Here is a 16,852-nt window from a genome sequence, read left to right on the forward strand (position 1 = left end):
AAACAAGGCCACCGATTCTCTCGGTGGCCTTCCTGGCACAGATAATCAATATCCTCAGATAAGAACGTGCATCTTCTCCTTGATGGCAAGGATGTTCTCATTACCGATAGCATTTGCCTTACGGGTCCCTTCAATGATAAGGTCCCTTACCACATCGCGATGGGCTTCATAGTAGGCACGCTTTTCACGGATGGGGTCCAACATCTCATTGAGTACTGCATTGAGTCGTTTCTTACAGGCGACACAACCAATCTGGGCAGTTCTGCACATTTCAGCAATGTTGTCCTTTTCCGCCTCATTGAACACACAGTGGTACTTGTACACATTACAGATCTCGGGAGTACCGGGAATCTTGATCGTAACACGCGCAGGATCGGTAACAGCATTGCGTACACGCTCCCATACTGCCTCCGGGGTATCAGAGAGGTAGATTGCGTTGCCCATACTCTTGCCCATCTTTGCATTCCCGTCCAGTCCAGCCAGTCTGCCAACTGTACTGAGCTTTGCCTGGGGTTCAACAATACTGGTTCCATACATATCGTTGAACTTCCTGACAATCTTACGGGCAAGCTCAATATGGGGGACCTGGTCTTCCCCTACCGGTACCAAATCTGCGTTGCAGAAGGTGATGTCGGCAGTCTGGCTGACAGGATATCCCAGGAAACCATAGGTAAGGTCAGCATACCCATAGTTCTTTGCCTCTGTCTTGATCGTGGGATTATGACGGAGTTGGTTTACCGTTACAATCATTGAATAGAAGACCGTCAGTTCGGCAATGGAAGTGATCTGTGACTGTTGTACCAAGGTGGCTTTCCCAGGATCCAATCCCACAGAGAGGTTGTCGATTGCCACATCATAGATACTGCTGTTGATCAACTGAGGATCTTCAAAATGGGTGGTAAGAGCCTGCACATCAGCAAGGAGAATGAATGTCTCATAGGTATGCTGCAACTCAACCCGACTCTTGAGAGAGCCTACATAGTGACCGAGGTGCAGTTTACCTGTTGTCCTGTCACCAGTTAGGATTCGTTTCTGTTTCGTTTCCAAAAGACTACTCCTTCTCATCTACCTGCTCAACTTCAGCCGGTTGCCCGTCGTGTTCAGCATGGTATGAAGAGGGCTTGTTCACCCGCCTCATGGTATGTTCCATATTACAGGCAGGACAGACTGCAGGAGGCTCATGCTTGTCCAGGGACTGGACCAATTCAACCCGTGCCTTGCAAAGCTGGCACTCATATTCATACGTAGGCATAATGTGGTATCTCCTCGTATGGGTTTACAGCAGACCACTCAAGCTCTGCTTGAGATTGTTCATCTGCTCTTCACCCAAATCCATATGTTTGATCGTAACTAGATCATCTTCAATCAGGAACATCTTCATCAAGTCGGCTATCTTGAAGGGAATCTTCTCCCTCTTCAGCCGAGCCAGGTATCCAGTTCTTACCATCTGGGACAGTGTAGTGGCAAGTTTGGGTGTATCCATCGTGATATAGGCATCCAGGCTATACCCCCCATCCTCTTTCTGGTTTATCAGTAAAAGCATCACCTTTGCCTGGGTAATCACCGTACCCGGCAATTCCAGGCCAAGATCAAAAAAAGTCTCAGGCTCCAACGAATAGACCGCGATATTTGAGGAAGCCATAGCATTTGCCGTGGGCAAATCGATCAACTTCCGCTCAGCATCGTAAAGCTCATACACCTCTGGGTACTCCGTATTGGTGAAGAGTATCTTGTCATTGTTGGGAGCATAGATGCTCAACTCCCCTTCCTTCTGCTGGAAGTACGTCAGATCATCCTGGGCATACTGTCTCTTGAGCTCCCTGGAATACATCATGGAAGTGTTTGCCAGCCACTTGGGATAGTCACCCTCGACCACCCCATAGGCATCCAATTCCTCAACTTCCAACGGGTACGTATCCAATCTTGGGGAAAGTGAGAGAGAGATTCGCTCGGCTCGATCAGCAAACTCCTGCATATCGGCAAAAACGCCTTTAATGAGTTCGCTCTCCTTCTGGGCATCCACGGTTACAACAATGACACCACTGTCCGCCATACCCTGGAAATCAAAATAGGGAACCTCCTTCCGTGCCGTTGTGGCACAGGAAGAGAGGAAGAGCACCAAAAGAAACCCGATAGGAACCAGCCTGGCAAAATGTTTCATCACGCTCAATCCTTCTCTACTTGCAACCTCACCATATGGTCATTGCAATCAATACCTTCTCCTGTCAGTGTACCAGAGCGCAAGGTATTGGACAACGTCTCCTTGGCAATGGTTTGTCCATGCTGGTCAAAGACCCGCTGGATCACCTCATCACCATCATATGTCAGCACAATCCGGTCAGATACGGCAAACCCACTCTCCTTTCTGAGGTTCTGCACAGAACGAATGATATCACGTGCAATCCCCTCATCGGCGAGTTCCTGGGTAACCTTGGTATCGAAGCCTACGGTAAGTGACCCATCATTAAGTACCTTTACACCTTCCATTTCAGTCCTCTGGACAATGATCTCATCCTTGGAAATTGAAATCTCGCCATTGCTGTAGGAAAGTGTGTACGGCGTACCATCAAGGATAGAGGCAATCTGAGCACCGTCGAAATCAGCAATCTTGGCTGCAACTTCCTTCATATCCTTGCCGAGGGATTTCCCCAGGACCTTGAAGTTGGCCTTTGCACTATATTCCACAAGGGAAGACTCATCTGATTGCAGATGCACTTCCTTGACATTCAGTTCCTCTGCAATGATCGACTCCATGCTTGCCAGAATTTCCCGTTCATTCTCTTCCCGGTCTACGAGGAAAAGCTTCTGCAGAGGCTGACGAATCTTCAGGTTGTTGGACGCTCTCAGTGAACGACCCATGGCAATGGCCTTCTGGGTCAGGGACATCTGGCTTTCCAGGGTCCAATCCCTCTGGCTTTCATCATAGTCAGGATACATGCAGAGATGCACACTCTGCGCCATATCCCCCCGTTTCAAGTTCTGGTATATCTCCTCACTTGTAAACGGGATGATCGGGGCTACAACCTTGATGAAGGTCATCAGGACCTTGTAGAGGGTATCATACGCCTGTTTTTTATCCGTATCGTTCTCACCCTTCCAGAAACGCCTTCGGCTTCGACGGATGTACCAATTGTTCAAGTCATCAATGAACGGAACAAAGGATGCACACGCCTTCTGGATGTCATAGGCATCAAAAGAATCTGTGGCAGTCTGCACGAATCGTTGGGTTGCACTGATAATCCAGCGGTCCATCGGGTTCGTAAGATCCTCAAAGGCTGTTTCAGATGGTTCATACCCATCAATATTCGCGTAGGTCACGAAGAATGAGTAGGCATTCCAGAGAGGGATGATCAGGGTCTTGAGAACTTCCTTGACAGATTCCTCACTGAACTTCAGATCCTCTGCACGGACAACAGCACTATTCATCAAGGCAAAACGCAGACTATCTGCACCGTAGGCGTTTACAATCTCCATCGGATCGGTATAGTTGCGTTCACTCTTGCTCATCTTCTTCCCGTCGGCTGTCAGGACAATGCCGTTGGTGATGCAGTGGGTAAACGCTGGTTTCTCCCAGAGTCCTGCTGCAATAACCGTCAAGGTATAGAACCAACCACGAGTCTGGTCCAAGCCTTCACAGATGAAGTCAGCGGGGAAATTATTTTCAAAATACTCTTTATTTTCAAATGGGTAGTGTTGCTGGGCATAGGGCATGGAACCAGACTCAAACCAGCAGTCAAGGACATCGCCGATGCGGCGCATGGTACCCTTGCCGTCAGGACTTGGCCAGGTCAGATCATCAACATAATGCTTATGCAGATCCTCAACCTTCTGTCCACACTTGGCTTCCAGCTCCTCCCTGCTTCCGATTACCTCTAGATAGTCACTGCCATCGCACTTCCAAACCGGGATCGGATTCCCCCAGAACCGGTTCCTGCTGATTGCCCAGTCACGCGCTCCTTCAAGCCATTTACCGAATCGGCCATACTTGAGATGCTCGGGCATCCAGTAGATATGTTCATTGGCATCAAGCATATGCTGCTTGATCTTCTGGATATCTACAAACCAGCAACTCATGGCACGGTAGATCAACGGCTTCTTGGTTCGGTAACAGAAAGGATACGAGTGGAGGTAGTTCTCCCGTTTCACCAGGAGCTCATGCTCCTTCAGATAAGAGATGATATCCTTATCGGTGTCCTTGACGAAACGACCGGAGAAGTCCGGTACCTCATCGGTAAAACGGCACTCCAAATCAACAGGGCAAACAACAGGAATGTCTGTTCCTTTGAGTACCTGATAGTCATCTTCACCGAAACCGGGGGCTGTATGGACAATACCACAACCATCTTCGGTGGTTACATAATCACCCAACACACAGACAAAAGCGCCCTGCTCCTTGAGATCTGCAAAGTATGGGAACAGGGGTTTATAACGCATACCTTCATAGAAGGTACCCTTCTGCTCATCAACAATCTCATAGGTATCCTTGTCCTTGTAGTAATGACCGAGGCGTGCTTTACCCAGGATGTAGTAATTCCCATCACTCTTATCCTTGACCTTCACATAGTCAATGTCCGGGCCGAAAGCAAGCGCAAGGTTGCTTGGAAGCGTCCATGGTGTAGTCGTCCAAGCAAGGAAATAAGTCTTCTCCTGCCCATCAGCTGCGAATCGAACGGTTACGGCCTGATCCACGACATCCTGGTAGCCTCCCAAGTTAACCTCGAAATTGGAAAGAGGACTTGCCAAGGCTGGGCTGTATGGAAGGATATTGTACCCCTCATAGATGTAGCCCTTCTCAAAGAGTGTCTTGAATACCCACCAGATGGACTCCATATAGTTGGTATCCATGGTGCGATAGCCATGCTCCCAGTCAACCCAACGTCCCATGCGATTAATCGTCTGTTTCCACTCTTCTGTGTATCGCAAGACGATTGAGCGGCATTGCTCATTGAACTTGGCCACACCATATTCGGTAATCGCGGAGTGCCCGCTGATGCCCAGCGTCTTCTCCATCTCATACTCAACGGGTAGCCCATGACAGTCCCAACCGAAACCACGCCTGACCCGTTTACCTTTCATGGTCTGATACCGGGGAATGGCATCCTTTATGGTTCCTGGAACCAGATGCCCAAAATGGGGAAGCCCGGTCGCAAACGGAGGTCCGTCGTAGAAAACGTATTCATTCTCTTCAGACCGCGTTTCGATTGATTTCTTGAAAATATCCTCTTTCTCCCAGAAAGAGAGAACGTTCTCTTCCATCGCAGGAAAATCCACTTTGGTGGTTACTGGACGAAACATACACACTCCTTCAACTTGCCCTTATCGGGTTATCACATCGATGTCATTCTATTCAGAATACGTGTTCATGACAACCTTTGTGACTGGTTTTTCCGTTGACCTTCTTCCGTGGTCGCGATACTGTCTTGGTATGCAGCAATTCCCGATTCCATCTGTGATCCAGAGGTTCTCACAACAGTTCAGGCAAGCAGGCTTCAACCTTTATATTGTAGGGGGTGCCGTCCGTGACCATCTGTTGGGTATCGACAACGAGGACTTCGATTTTACCACCGATGCAAAACCAGAGGAGGTCATGCGTCTCTTCAAGGCTGTCATCCCCACCGGCATTGACCATGGCACGGTCACGGTGCGTTACGAGAAACACAGCTTCGAGGTAACCACCTTCCGCAGTGAAGGTTCCTACCAGGACGGAAGGCACCCCAACAGTGTGACCTTTATCACGAATCTTGAAGAGGACCTGAAAAGACGGGACTTTACCATCAATGCCTTCGCGGTTGACTTGAATGATGGCAAGATCATCGATCTTTGTGGCGGAAAGGAAGATCTGAAAAATAGGATCATCAGAGCAATCGGAAATCCCGAAGAACGATTTGGGGAAGATGGGCTGAGAATCCTGAGAGCATGCCGTTTTGCTGGCAAGCTCAATTTCATCATTGACGAGGATACTCTCAAGGCCATGCATACCTGCAGGGAGAATCTTCGCAATGTAAGCAACGAACGTATCCGTGAAGAGCTCTTCAGGCTTGTACTCTCCGATCATCCCGAGGTGGGACTCAACTACATGAGGGAGTGTGGCCTATTGCCGATCATCCTTCCCGAACTTGCAGCAGGAGATCAGGTTGAACAGGGGGGTATGCACCATGAGGATGTACTCTCACATGCCATCAGTACCTGCCAAGCGTCCGTAGCCCTCTCAGACCGTCTGGAGGTACGCCTTGCCGCCCTTTTCCATGATATTGGCAAGAGTGAGGTGATGGAAGAAGGAGAGGATCGCAACACCTTCTACAACCATGACCTGGTGGGGGAGAAACTCACCATCAAGGTCATGAGACGACTGAAGGCAAGCAATGAGCAAATCCGTCTTGTCAGCCTCCTGGTCCGCCATCACATGTTCAGTTACCAGAGCAACTGGAGTGACAGCGCTGTCAGGCGCTTTCTCACCCGCGTAGGCAAGGAACATGTGGGCATGCTCTTCAGCCTCAGGATAGCTGACCAGATAGCCATCCATGGCAAGGCGGATACCAGATTGCTCGAAGAATTGGAAGAGCGGATCAAGGGTATCCTTGATGCCCAGGATGCCCTGTCCATCAAGGACTTGGCCGTGAATGGCAATGATTTGATGAAGGCGGGAATTCCTCAGGGGAAACAACTTGGAAAGACCCTTGATTACCTGTTGGAAACAGTACTTGATGATCCCGCTCAGAATACGAAAGAGCAGCTAATGGATATAGCAAGAAACTATCAGTCCTTTTCCACTTTTACCAGCTGATCATAGGCAAGCTTTGCTGCACGTTGTTCGGCTTGTTTCTTGTTTCGTCCCTGTGCAGGACCAAAAACCCGGCCATTTACATCCACTTGCATGAAAAAGGTGAAATCATGCTCGGGCCCGGTCTTCTTGATCAGTGTATAGGTAGGAACCATGCGCCATCGCTTCTGCATGTATTCCTGCAAGGCTGTCTTGTAGTCACGGTGGTAATCATCTTCCAGCACTGCCCTGATCTGGTTTTCCAGGTACCGCATAATAAATTTCTTAGCAGCCTCGAACCCACTATCAAGATAACAGGCTGCAAAGATTGCCTCCATGCAGTCAGCGAGCAAGGCCTTCTTGTTCCTTCCTCCACTGTTCTCTTCCCCTTTCCCGATAAGCAGATACTTATCAACATCAAGGGAACGGGCGATCATGGCAAGACTATCTTCACTGACTACGATGCTCTTGATCTTTGAAAAATCCCCCTCCGCTTTAGCAGGGAGATTTCTGAAAAGCCAGTCCGCTACACACATACCGAGCACACTATCACCAAGAAACTCCAAACGTTCATTGGTGTCCACTAGTTCGTTGGTTTCGTTGGCAAAGCTACGGTGTGTGAATGCAAGATTGAGCAAGGAGAGATCGTTGATCTCCATCTCGCTTTTTTCAATGAATAGATGAAGCTCCCGCTCTCTTTCTGATGAGATTGCGGGAGCTCTCTTGAAGAGGCTACTCTCCATAGACAGGGAAATCCTTACAGTTGTGCAGAAAGGAAGTCGACTGCGTCCTTAACGGTTTCGAACTCATTGGCTTTCTCATCAGGGATGGAGACGCCAAGCTCTTCCTCTATAGCGTATACCAGCTCATAGGTGTCCAAGCTGTCTGCACCAAGATCCTTTCTGAAGGAAGCGTTCATGGTGATTTTACCTTCATCAATCTCGAGCTTCTCTGCAATCAATGATTTAACTTTCTCAAATACTTCTTTGCTATCCATTATCCAACTCCTCTTATCGTCGTATTTATTTATCCTGCAACTCAATGACCTGCACGCCGCGGTAGAAACCGCACTTCGGGCAGACGCGGTGAGGAAGAACCATATTTCCACAAGTGCTACAACGTGAGAGTGTCGGGGTTGCAAGACGCATGTTAGCAGCCTTTCTTGATGCTGCGCTTGCTTTGGAAGTCTTATATTTCGGTGTTGCCATGTTGATAACCTCTTACACTATGCTAATTTTTGACACGTAGAGAAGAATAACGGAAAAGCACTAAAGCGTCAACAACTTGATTCGATTTCTCATCATTTGTACGACAAGGGGGGGCACCATTGGGGAGATATCGGCCCCATAAGCTGCCATTTCCTTGATTGCGCTGCTTCTCAGTTGAAAATATTTAGGACTCGTCGGCATAAATAGTACTTCCAGGTCAGGATTGAGTTGCTTGTTTGTCATAGCCAATTCAAACTCATACCCAAAATCAACCAAAGCCCGGACTCCTCGTACCATGACCCCTACCCCATGCTCACGGGCAAAATCGACCACCAGCCCACGATAACTCACCACTTCGATGTTTTCATGTGCCTTGAGAATATCCTTGAGCATATCCATCCTCTCATCGGCGGTAAACAGACACTGCTTCTGTACATTGTCGGCAACCACCACATAGAGTTTCTCAAAGAGAGAGGAAGAACGCTCGATGATATCGATATGTCCGTTTGTGGGTGGATCAAAGGAACCGGGAAGCATGGCAATACGCTTTTTTTTGTTCATTTCTTGATCTCCTCTACGTATTGCTTCATCTTGGCAAAAGCCTCAGAACTTTCCCAAGCTATCTTTTTTGCAAAACTGAACGATCCATTCTCTTCCTGGTTCACCACAGCAAAGGTTCCCTTGCCAATATAGCTCACTTTCTGGGAAGGTGAAAGCTTCTCTTGTTCCCGAATCTGGTTAAGCACACAATCAAAATGGCAGAATCCCCCGTCAGGATGGGTCAGTGCACTTGCAATGCTATCGATGACTTCTCCACAGAGTACACAGGTTTCCTTCGGCTCAAGTACCTTCCTTACAGGAAGTTGGGGAAGATTGCTATGATAGGGTTTACGTTGTTCAGGGAGTAGATTGCTTTTACCACTCCCCTTCTTTGCCTTTTCCTTGGGTGAACCATTGGCCTTGGACTGCTTCTTGGAACGGGTACGTCGTTTTTGCTGTCCCCGGGTTCCTGTTTGTTTCTTTTCCGTTTCCATTGCCTACCTCGTGTATGCAAGACTATCCTGTTTTTCCGCCAGCGGCAAGCACTCAAGATACACAAACGAAAGGGACGACTGTACGCCGTCCCCTCCATATATTCGCTTGGTAAACGCTTTAGGCGTTCTTTCTGTGGATGAGCTCTTTGACTTTCGCCTTCTTGCCCACCTTCTTGCGAATGTAGTAGAGCTTAGCTCTTCTGACACGACCTCTGCGAACAACCTCGATTCTTTCAACACGAGGTGAGTGCAAGGGGAAAATCCTTTCCACACCTACACCGTAGGAAATCTTTCGGACCACAAAAGTCCTGCGAATTCCACCATTGTTCTTTGCAATGACCAAGCCTTCAAACACCTGGACACGTTCGTTGGTGCCTTCAACAATCTTGAAAAACACTTTAACGGTATCACCAACACAGAAGTTCTCTGCATTTTCCTTCATCTGTTCCGACTCAATAGCCTTAATTACATCCATCGTCTCCGGTCCCCTTCGCACTATGTTCTTTCAATGCATTTAAAATCTTTCTGGAGTTCACATCAAGAGATGCCGTCTCCAACAAATCAGGTCGGTTCAACAAGGTCTTTTCCAACCGTTTCTGTAGTCGCCACTGGCCAATTTTGGCGTGATGCCCGCTCAATAATACATCAGGGACATCTTTTGAGCAATAGGTCTCAGGCCTTGTATACTGTGGATATTCAAGTAATCCACCGTGAAAACTCTCTTCACTGAGTGAATCACTACTAATCACACCGTCAATCAAACGATATACAGCATCTATGATTACCAAGGTGGAAACCTCGCCGCTGCTGATTATATAATCCCCTATACTGATTTCGTCATCAACATATAGGTCAATCACCCGTTGGTCAATACCTTCATAATGGCCACAGATAAAGACCAGTTCATCTTCCTTGCTCAGCTCTTCGGCATAGGCTTGACTCAGACGCTTTCCAGAGGGGGAAGCATACACCACCCGCTTCTCTTTTGCCTTGATGGAATCAAGCGCCTTGCAGAGGGGATCGCATTTGATCACCATTCCAGCGCCACCACCATAGGGGACATCATCACAGCTCTGATGCTTGTCTGTCGCAAAGCTTCTGAAGTTTATGAACTCATACTCAACTGAACCGCTTTGCACAGCCCTTTTCATGATTGAGTTTTCGAAAAACCCTTCCAGTATTTCTGGGAACAGGGTGACTATCTGAATCTTCACGCGAGAATCCAGGGAGTCTTCAACTCGATCGTCCGGTCCTCCAGGCTAACTTCACCAATGAATTCCTTGAGATATGGAACCATATAGAGGGAACCATCAGGGCTACGGACTTCAAGCATCACAGCCTGTGCACCATCGACACTACTGACAACTTCAGCCAGATGCTCACCATCATGCACCAAAGCACAACCGATGAGATCAGCGACGTAGTATTGGCCCTTTTTCAAAGGGGCTGCCCATTTCCTGGGAACCATCAGATGTCGACCACCAAGCACCCTTGCATCCTCTGGATTATCAAATCCCGCGAACTTCATCAAGGGCTGTGAACCCATCATGCGAAAACTTTCTATAGAGAAAGTTTGCCCTGATCCATCCTTCGCACGCAACACAACCTCCTTGATTTTCGCAAGGTAGGCACAGTCATCATTGTGAGGGTGAATTTTCACCTCACCGTTCACTCCAAAAGGAGCTTTTACGGTAGCTGTCCAGAGCAACTCTTCCATAGATCAGTCCAGTATTTCCAGCACGGCACGTTTGCCGCCCTTGGTGGCTGATGCGCTCAAGATGGTCCTGATCGCCTTTGCAATACGGCCTTGCTTGCCGATCACCTTGCCGACATCCTCACTGGCTACCTTCAGCTCAAGAATCGTGGATTTTTCACCCTCGATCACATTGATACTGACCTCGTCAGGGACATCAACTAGTGATTTTACAATATATTCAACAAGATCTTTTTCCACAACCATCTCCTGGAAGTTATTCCTGGACAGTTCTGGTCACCGTCACGCCATTCTTATTGAGCAGGGCTCTTACGGTATCGCTGGGCTGTGCACCCTTGGCGAGCCAGTCCTGTATCTTCTCAACTTTCAAGACAACCTGCTGATCTTTCTCAGCCAGAGGATGGTACTGACCAACCTCATCGAGGGTCCTTCCTTGGGTCTTCGCCCTGGAGTCCATCACCACGATACGGTAGTCAGGTCTCTTCTTTGTACCAAATCTCTTCAGTCTCATGCTTGTGCTCACGTCAATTCCTCCTACGAATTCAACTCTACATACCCATCTGTTTAAGCATTGCAGCCTGGTATTTTTTATTTTTTGCTAACTTCTTCATCGTAAGTCGCATTTTCTCAAACTTTCTCAGCAAACGATTTACATCAGAAACGGTAGTTCCGCTTCCTTTTGCAACACGTTTACGTCTCGTCGGTCCCATTATATGGTAATTCGCTCGTTCCGCATAGGTCATTGAAAGGATAATTGCTTTCTCTCGACGAATTTCCTCTGTATCTATGTCATCTTTGCTGACCTGACCCTTTGCACCGGGAATCATTTCCAGAAGCTGGTCAATCGAACCCATCTTATCCATCGAGTTCAATTGGTCAAGGTAGTCCTGCAGGTCAAAGGTGTTCTTTGCCATCTTCTCCTGCATGCGGATTGCCTCATTCTCATCGACGACGCTCTGTGCTTTCTCAACAAGTGAGACAATGTCACCCATCCCGAGAATTCGACTAGCAATACGGTCTGGATAGAAGGGATCTAGATCCTCGATCTTCTCACCAACGCCAATGAACTTGATTGGTTTTCCCACAACAGAACGAAGGGAGAGTGCAGCACCACCACGTGTGTCACTATCGAACTTGCTGAGTACAACCCCGCTTATCCCAACTTTCTCCTGGAACTCCTTGGCGATGGTGACAGCGTTCTGTCCGGTCATTGCATCGGCGACAAAGAGTGTCTCATCGGGAGAAATCGCATCACGGACCTTCTGGATCTCATCCATAAGGGTCTCGTCAAGGTGCATTCGCCCACTGGTGTCGACAATCAATACATCTCTCTGGTCTTTCTTTGCCTGCGCTAGTGCTGCCTTGGCAACTTTGGCCGGGTTCTTCTCCCCTTCAATACTGAATACGGGAACCCCTACCGCCTCACCAAGAACCTGTAGTTGCAGGACAGCAGCCGGCCTGACCAAGTCTGCAGCAACAAGCATGACACGACGGCCTTCTTTTTTCAGGCGTGAAGCCAGCTTGGCTGATGTGGTGGTCTTACCAGAACCCTGGAGACCCATCATCAGGATGACACTGGTTGTATCAGGGCCCTTGAGCAGAAGCTTCTGGTTCTCCTCGTCCCCAAGCAGAGCAACCATCCGATCGTAGACAATCTTCACGAATTGTTGACCAGGGTCGACAGATTTGAGGACTTTCTCCCCTGTGGCTTCTTCCATAGTCCCATTGATGAAGCGTCTGACAACCCGAAGGTTCACATCAGCGTCCAGCAAAGCCATCTTGATTTCTTCAACGGCTTCCTGGACGTTCTTCTCTGTTATCTTGGACTTTCCGGCAAGACTGCGCATGATGCCGGAGAACTTATCGCTTATTGAATCAAACATTACCTTACTCTATTGTCGTTTTCGCTCAAGTTACATCTTATACCGTACACCAGACTTTCCTGTCAAGGAGTGGTGCAACATGCAACCTATTCTTCTATGGTTACCAGTTCCTGGTCGTCGTTGAGGATTACATCCTCGCCGGCCACATTGCCGATCTTGTAACTGACCATGCTGGAAACCCCTGGTTCCATCTGGGTTACCCCTAAAAGGGTCCGGCTTCCCATGACTGTGTGCTTATTGTGGGTGATGATGATGAACTGGCTCTTCATGGCAAATTCATCCAATACGGAGAGAAAATACCCGATATTCCGATCATCGAGTGCTGCGTCGATCTCATCAAGGACACAGAAGGGAGAAGGCTTTACCTGATAGGTGGCAAACAGCAGTGCTACAGCGGTCATCGACCGCTCCCCTCCACTCAAGAGCGAGAGGTGGGTAAGTTTTTTCCCCGGAGGTTGAGCCAGGATGTCTATGCCACTCTCCAGGACATTGTCAGGCTCCACCAAAGTGAGCTCAGCCTTACCCCCACCAAACAAACGACGGAACATCTCCTGGAAGTTATGGGCGATCTGCTTGTATGAAGCAATGAATAACTCTTCGCTACGGGTCTTGATCTGGGTAATGACGGTATCCAAATCATTCTTGGCCCTGTAAAGGTCATCCAATTGCTTACTCAGGAAATCGTATTGTTCCTTTACCTCCGCATACTCTTCTTCCGCCATCTGGTTGATGTATCCCATCCCATCAATCTTCCGTCTGACCTCATCCAGGCGGCTCTTCAGTACAGGGATATCGGGAACTTCATCTTCCAGACGATTCTCGAACTCCTTCAGGCTCTTGCCGTAGTTCTCAAAGAATGTAGTGTATACACCAGTGATGTTGGTGGCAAGCTGGTCGATCTGCAGTTCCAGCTTCTCTTTCTCTGTTCGGAGGGTTTGCAACTGTTCATATGAGGTGTTCTTCTGTTCCTGCTTTTCCCGGATGATTCTGCTCTGTTCATCTATGACTACAACCAGATCCTTGAGTTCTGCATTCAGGACTGCCATCCGTTCCTTTATCTGCCCTACTTCAGCTTCAACGCTACGGATATCTTCCTGTGTTTCATAGATTCTCTCCTGGGCTGTCTCGCTGAGCTTCAGTGCATCCTTATATTGGTACTCTTGCTCGGTAAGGGAGCGCTGCAGTTTTGTTACCCACTCCTTGGCTCCCTGTTTTTGCGTGAGGAGTTGGTTCATAGCAACCTTCTGGTCACCGATGGTTTCCTGGTACCGTTCCAATGCCTGAGTGAGTGTATTGTTCTCCTCCCTGAGATAGGCAATCCGTTCACGGTTGGTCTGGATCTGTTTTCTCAGGTTGACCATTTCCTGGTCGAGTCTGCGTTTCTCGCTGATGGTGCCTTCATCAGAGATGAGTTCATCAAGAAATGTTGGTTGCATTGCCTCATAGGAGCCAAAGAGGGACTGGACCTGGGCAAGTTCTTTCAACAGCCCTCCCTGGAACTGGGTCTGCCTGTCCAGAAGGTCCTCTGCTGAGATTCCAGTCTGCTTAAGCGTGGAAAGAAAGGTTTGCTCTTCCGTTATACGACCCTTGAGATGCTCGATACTCTTGAGCAAGGCATTTCTCGCCTTATCCTTGTTTTCAAGGGTATATCCACTTTGTTTCAATTTCTCTTCGAGTTGGACAACGATAACGTCCCCCAGCTCCTTGATCCTCAGGGAGAGTGCATCACTATCTGCTTCATAGCGGCTATTGGCATCTTCAAGATCGAGAATTTCCTGATTCTGGTTTGTGATCAGGGTCCTTGTCTGCTCAGCGGATCTCTGGTTCTGCTCTGTCTCTGCCTGCAGTTGTTCGATTGACTCGTCAAGGCCTGCGATATCGGTGAGTTTCTGGTCTATTTCCTCGGTGTCTCGTTCGATGTGTTCCTGAATCAGTTCTGCTCTTGCCCCAGCCTGGTCTTTCTGCTGCAGGAAATCACGGAATCGTTGGGTAAGCAAATCAAGCTTGTCCGACCTTCCTTTGGTAGCCTCATCCAGCCTCTGCAGTTCAGTCTGCTTGCTGATTCGCTGTGACCCAAGGGCACGAAGCTCTTCCTGGAGCTGCTCAATTTCCTGGTCAAACTCTGTAAGGGAACCTCTCTGCGCAGCATAAGCTTCCTCTGCGCGCTGTTTCTGCTCAATCTTATTCTCACGCAACAAAAGAAAAGATTTGAGCGTTGACAACTGCACATCGACTTCCAAGGAGAACTGTTCACTCTTGAGCTCTCGGTAGCTGATTGCCTTCGTTGCCTGATTCTTCTTTGTCTCGTATGTTCGCTTCACTTCCTTGAGGATGGTTTCCACTTGCATGATGTTCTCATCAGTTCGTGCAAGTTTACGTTCTGCCTCCTGGCTCTGGACTTTGAAACGACTTATTCCGGCGGCTTCTTCAAAGATATAGCGCCGGTCTTCAGGTTTTGATGAGAGGATTTGGTCAATTTTGCCCTGTTCCAGAATGGAATAGGCGCTCTTGCCGACTCCAGTGTCAAAGAAAAGTTCCCTGATATTCTTGAGCAAGACCCGGTTCTTGTTAAGGTAGTACTCGCTTTCCCCTGTCCGGAATATTCTTCTTCTGATCTCCACTTCTGGTGCATCGAGAGGAAGATGATGTTCTTCATTTGAGATTACCAGGGAAACTTCTGCAACCTGGAGGGGTTTGCGGTTGTCTGTTCCATTGAATATGACGTCCTCCATCTTCCCGGCACGCAGGGTCTTGGTGGATTGTTCTCCCAATACCCACTTGATGGCATCGACAATATTGCTCTTGCCACATCCATTGGGACCGAGCAAACTGGTGATTCCATCGGCAAAATCCAAGCTGACCTTATCTGGAAAAGATTTGAAGCCATAAAGTTCCAAGCTTTTTAGAAACAAATTACACCCTCTTTTTGCTTGACGCAGTATTCCGTGCGATTATAGCATAAGTTGGCTTTGGGAAAAAGTAGGAGGTGATGTGTGGAACCGATGCTGTTCGACCTGAACGATGAGAAGGGAGTTGTCTGTGGCTTGGATGAAGCTGGGCGAGGTCCATTGGCCGGTCCTGTTGTAGCTGCTGCGGTGGTACTTCCTCCTAGCTTTCCCATTGAAATCCTCGGGGACTCAAAGCAACTTTCCGAAAAACAACGCCTAGCGGCTGAAATCATCATCAAGGAGCAGTCTCTTGCCTGGGCTGTTGCGTGCGTAACTGCACAAGAAATTGACAAGATCAACATTCTCCAGGCTTCCTTGCTTGCCATGAAACGAGCCTACGAGAAAGTAAAAGCACACATTTCAGTCGATACAGCACTCGTTGACGGAAACCAGAGACCTGATCTTGACTGTACGGTACAGGCAATCGTAAAGGGGGATGCCACGATCCCTGAGATCATGGCAGCCTCCATCCTGGCAAAGAACCAACGTGACCGCTTCATGGTGCTCTGTGATGCCAAGTGGCCGATCTACCATTTCGCAAAGCATAAGGGCTACCCTACCAAGGAGCATAGGGAGGCTTGTCTGCTCTATGGGCTCTCTCCCATTCATCGAAAGACATTCTCCATCAAGCAGGAAGGCTCAAGAAAGCAGGAGGAGCAACAGTCTCTTTTTTAGGGAGATGAAAAAGGCAGCCGATTGGCTGCCCTCTATTAGTCTTTTTTTGCGTTCTGTTTGAGGAAATCCAAGGATTTCTGCAGTTCTTTCAAAAATTCTCCCAAATCTTCTTGGTAGACAATAATCGATTGTCTAATGTATCGATCGTTGTCGGGAGTACCTTTGCTTTCCACCAGGTTGAGGAACATGTCCCCATAGATGTTCTCTTTTACATTAAAGAAATAAGTCCTGTCATTTTTGACAAGTCTTGTTGAATACACTTCTCCACGTTGTCCCACGCTTTTAATCCTCGCTTAACTGTTTCTATGGTACTTGTACCAGTGTTGTGCTCCCTCTGTCAACTGGAGGTACTTGACGGAAATTCCAGAATGTTTTATATACATTGATACAGAGCAAGCGCCTTTCGTATAATGGTATTACCTCAGCCTTCCAAGCTGAAGAAGCGGGTTCGACTCCCGTAGGGCGCTCTAAAAATTAACCCTTATAGTACAAAGATTTAGACAACCCACACTAAATGGTGTGGGTTTCTTCTTCCCCTTCATCTTCCTTGACTTACATCAGATTTTACATCATTACTATATCCATGAGACACGATTACACTATGTTCAAGCGCTACAAGGAGCTGATGAA

At 48.2% G+C, this 16,852-nt stretch carries 19 protein-coding genes and 1 tRNA gene; 3 read left to right on the forward strand and 17 right to left on the reverse strand.

What is annotated here, in order from left to right:
* Nucleotides 1-54 precede the first annotated feature (54 nt).
* From trpS to ileS, 4 genes are read right to left on the reverse strand one after another with little or no spacing between them, the layout of a single operon-like run.
* The gene (trpS, locus tag AB7S66_RS01700; RefSeq protein WP_428517646.1) at nt 55-1,047 is read right to left on the reverse strand and encodes a tryptophan--tRNA ligase; all 993 of its coding nucleotides are present in this window, start codon (nt 1,045-1,047) and stop codon (nt 55-57) included.
* A 4-nt stretch (nt 1,048-1,051) separates the two neighbouring features.
* On the reverse strand, nt 1,052-1,252 hold the full coding sequence (locus tag AB7S66_RS01705) for an FmdB family zinc ribbon protein (RefSeq protein ID WP_428517647.1): 201 nt from the start codon (nt 1,250-1,252) through the stop codon (nt 1,052-1,054).
* 24 nt (nt 1,253-1,276) lie between these two features.
* Entirely contained in the window at nt 1,277-2,161 is an 885-nt protein-coding gene (locus AB7S66_RS01710) for a lipoprotein (protein ID WP_428517648.1), read from the reverse strand.
* Nucleotides 2,162-2,166: 5 nt separating this feature from the next.
* Nucleotides 2,167-5,295: an isoleucine--tRNA ligase gene (ileS, locus tag AB7S66_RS01715; protein WP_428517649.1), complete on the reverse strand. Its 3,129-nt coding sequence runs from the start codon at nt 5,293-5,295 to the stop codon at nt 2,167-2,169.
* Nucleotides 5,296-5,425: 130 nt separating this feature from the next.
* On the opposite strand from ileS, the gene AB7S66_RS01720 reads away from it, so the two are divergent.
* Nucleotides 5,426-6,784, forward strand: a complete 1,359-nt coding sequence (locus tag AB7S66_RS01720; protein WP_428517650.1) for a CCA tRNA nucleotidyltransferase — start codon at nt 5,426-5,428, stop codon at nt 6,782-6,784.
* Here AB7S66_RS01720 and rnc read toward each other — a convergent pair.
* The 12 genes from rnc to AB7S66_RS01780 form a co-directional block, all read right to left on the reverse strand.
* On the reverse strand, nt 6,757-7,503 hold the full coding sequence (gene rnc / locus AB7S66_RS01725; RefSeq protein ID WP_428517651.1) for a ribonuclease III: 747 nt from the start codon (nt 7,501-7,503) through the stop codon (nt 6,757-6,759). The genes AB7S66_RS01720 and rnc overlap by 28 nt on opposite strands.
* A 14-nt stretch (nt 7,504-7,517) precedes the next feature.
* Nucleotides 7,518-7,757: an acyl carrier protein gene (gene acpP / locus AB7S66_RS01730; RefSeq protein WP_428517652.1), complete on the reverse strand. Its 240-nt coding sequence runs from the start codon at nt 7,755-7,757 to the stop codon at nt 7,518-7,520.
* Nucleotides 7,758-7,782: 25 nt separating this feature from the next.
* Nucleotides 7,783-7,968: a 50S ribosomal protein L32 gene (gene rpmF, locus AB7S66_RS01735; protein ID WP_117331298.1), complete on the reverse strand. Its 186-nt coding sequence runs from the start codon at nt 7,966-7,968 to the stop codon at nt 7,783-7,785.
* Nucleotides 7,969-8,028: 60 nt separating this feature from the next.
* A complete protein-coding gene (gene coaD / locus AB7S66_RS01740; RefSeq protein WP_428517653.1) occupies nt 8,029-8,529 on the reverse strand; it encodes a pantetheine-phosphate adenylyltransferase in 501 nt (166 codons plus the stop codon).
* Nucleotides 8,526-9,002 carry a hypothetical protein gene (locus tag AB7S66_RS01745; RefSeq protein ID WP_428517654.1) on the reverse strand — a complete coding sequence of 159 codons (477 nt, stop codon included), beginning with the start codon at nt 9,000-9,002 and terminating at the stop codon, nt 8,526-8,528. Before AB7S66_RS01745 ends, coaD begins: the two co-directional genes overlap by 4 nt.
* Nucleotides 9,003-9,120: 118 nt before the next feature.
* Nucleotides 9,121-9,477 (reverse strand): 50S ribosomal protein L19, encoded by a 357-nt coding sequence (gene rplS / locus AB7S66_RS01750; protein ID WP_428517655.1) that lies wholly within the window; start codon nt 9,475-9,477, stop codon nt 9,121-9,123.
* On the reverse strand, nt 9,464-10,216 hold the full coding sequence (gene trmD, locus AB7S66_RS01755; RefSeq protein ID WP_428517656.1) for a tRNA (guanosine(37)-N1)-methyltransferase TrmD: 753 nt from the start codon (nt 10,214-10,216) through the stop codon (nt 9,464-9,466). The genes rplS and trmD overlap by 14 nt, the downstream gene beginning before the upstream one ends.
* The gene (gene rimM / locus AB7S66_RS01760; protein WP_428517657.1) at nt 10,213-10,719 is read right to left on the reverse strand and encodes a ribosome maturation factor RimM; all 507 of its coding nucleotides are present in this window, start codon (nt 10,717-10,719) and stop codon (nt 10,213-10,215) included. The genes trmD and rimM overlap by 4 nt, the downstream gene beginning before the upstream one ends.
* Nucleotides 10,720-10,722: 3 nt before the next feature.
* Complete coding sequence (locus tag AB7S66_RS01765) at nt 10,723-10,956, reverse strand: KH domain-containing protein (protein WP_198890115.1); 234 nt, start codon at nt 10,954-10,956, stop codon at nt 10,723-10,725.
* 16 nt (nt 10,957-10,972) lie between these two features.
* The gene (gene rpsP / locus AB7S66_RS01770) at nt 10,973-11,227 is read right to left on the reverse strand and encodes a 30S ribosomal protein S16 (protein WP_319758611.1); all 255 of its coding nucleotides are present in this window, start codon (nt 11,225-11,227) and stop codon (nt 10,973-10,975) included.
* Between the two features lie 37 nt (nt 11,228-11,264).
* Nucleotides 11,265-12,599, reverse strand: coding sequence for a signal recognition particle protein (gene ffh / locus AB7S66_RS01775; protein ID WP_428517658.1), 1,335 nt, complete (start codon nt 12,597-12,599; stop codon nt 11,265-11,267).
* 86 nt (nt 12,600-12,685) lie between these two features.
* Nucleotides 12,686-15,511, reverse strand: a complete 2,826-nt coding sequence (locus AB7S66_RS01780; protein WP_428517659.1) for a chromosome segregation SMC family protein — start codon at nt 15,509-15,511, stop codon at nt 12,686-12,688.
* A 90-nt stretch (nt 15,512-15,601) separates the two neighbouring features.
* Here AB7S66_RS01780 and AB7S66_RS01785 point away from each other — a divergent pair, with 90 nt between their 5' ends.
* A complete protein-coding gene (locus AB7S66_RS01785) occupies nt 15,602-16,222 on the forward strand; it encodes a ribonuclease HII (RefSeq protein ID WP_428517662.1) in 621 nt (206 codons plus the stop codon).
* A gap of 35 nt (nt 16,223-16,257) precedes the next feature.
* Here the strand turns inward: AB7S66_RS01785 and AB7S66_RS01790 are convergent, their stop codons facing one another.
* Nucleotides 16,258-16,500, reverse strand: a complete 243-nt coding sequence (locus AB7S66_RS01790) for a DUF3276 family protein (protein ID WP_117331308.1) — start codon at nt 16,498-16,500, stop codon at nt 16,258-16,260.
* A 118-nt stretch (nt 16,501-16,618) separates the two neighbouring features.
* Between AB7S66_RS01790 and AB7S66_RS01795 the strand changes: the two genes are divergently transcribed.
* A tRNA-Gly gene (locus AB7S66_RS01795) sits at nt 16,619-16,689 on the forward strand.
* Nucleotides 16,690-16,852 lie beyond the last annotated feature (163 nt).

Source organism: Sphaerochaeta sp., from assembly GCF_050178175.1.
Classification (GTDB): Bacteria; Spirochaetota; Spirochaetia; order Sphaerochaetales; family Sphaerochaetaceae; genus Sphaerochaeta.

Coding starts and splice junctions, on each gene's coding strand:
- AB7S66_RS01705 (WP_428517647.1), bottom strand. CDS start 1,252: ATGCCTACGTATGAATATGAGTGCCAGCTTTGCAAGGCACGGGTTGAA.
- AB7S66_RS01710 (WP_428517648.1), bottom strand. CDS start 2,161: ATGAAACATTTTGCCAGGCTGGTTCCTATCGGGTTTCTTTTGGTGCTC.
- ileS (WP_428517649.1), bottom strand. CDS start 5,295: ATGTTTCGTCCAGTAACCACCAAAGTGGATTTTCCTGCGATGGAAGAG.
- AB7S66_RS01720 (WP_428517650.1), top strand. CDS start 5,426: ATGCAGCAATTCCCGATTCCATCTGTGATCCAGAGGTTCTCACAACAG.
- rnc (WP_428517651.1), bottom strand. CDS start 7,503: ATGGAGAGTAGCCTCTTCAAGAGAGCTCCCGCAATCTCATCAGAAAGA.
- acpP (WP_428517652.1), bottom strand. CDS start 7,757: ATGGATAGCAAAGAAGTATTTGAGAAAGTTAAATCATTGATTGCAGAG.
- rpmF (WP_117331298.1), bottom strand. CDS start 7,968: ATGGCAACACCGAAATATAAGACTTCCAAAGCAAGCGCAGCATCAAGA.
- coaD (WP_428517653.1), bottom strand. CDS start 8,529: ATGAACAAAAAAAAGCGTATTGCCATGCTTCCCGGTTCCTTTGATCCA.
- AB7S66_RS01745 (WP_428517654.1), bottom strand. CDS start 9,002: ATGGAAACGGAAAAGAAACAAACAGGAACCCGGGGACAGCAAAAACGA.
- rplS (WP_428517655.1), bottom strand. CDS start 9,477: ATGGATGTAATTAAGGCTATTGAGTCGGAACAGATGAAGGAAAATGCA.
- rimM (WP_428517657.1), bottom strand. CDS start 10,719: ATGGAAGAGTTGCTCTGGACAGCTACCGTAAAAGCTCCTTTTGGAGTG.
- rpsP (WP_319758611.1), bottom strand. CDS start 11,227: ATGAGACTGAAGAGATTTGGTACAAAGAAGAGACCTGACTACCGTATC.
- ffh (WP_428517658.1), bottom strand. CDS start 12,599: ATGTTTGATTCAATAAGCGATAAGTTCTCCGGCATCATGCGCAGTCTT.
- AB7S66_RS01785 (WP_428517662.1), top strand. CDS start 15,602: ATGCTGTTCGACCTGAACGATGAGAAGGGAGTTGTCTGTGGCTTGGAT.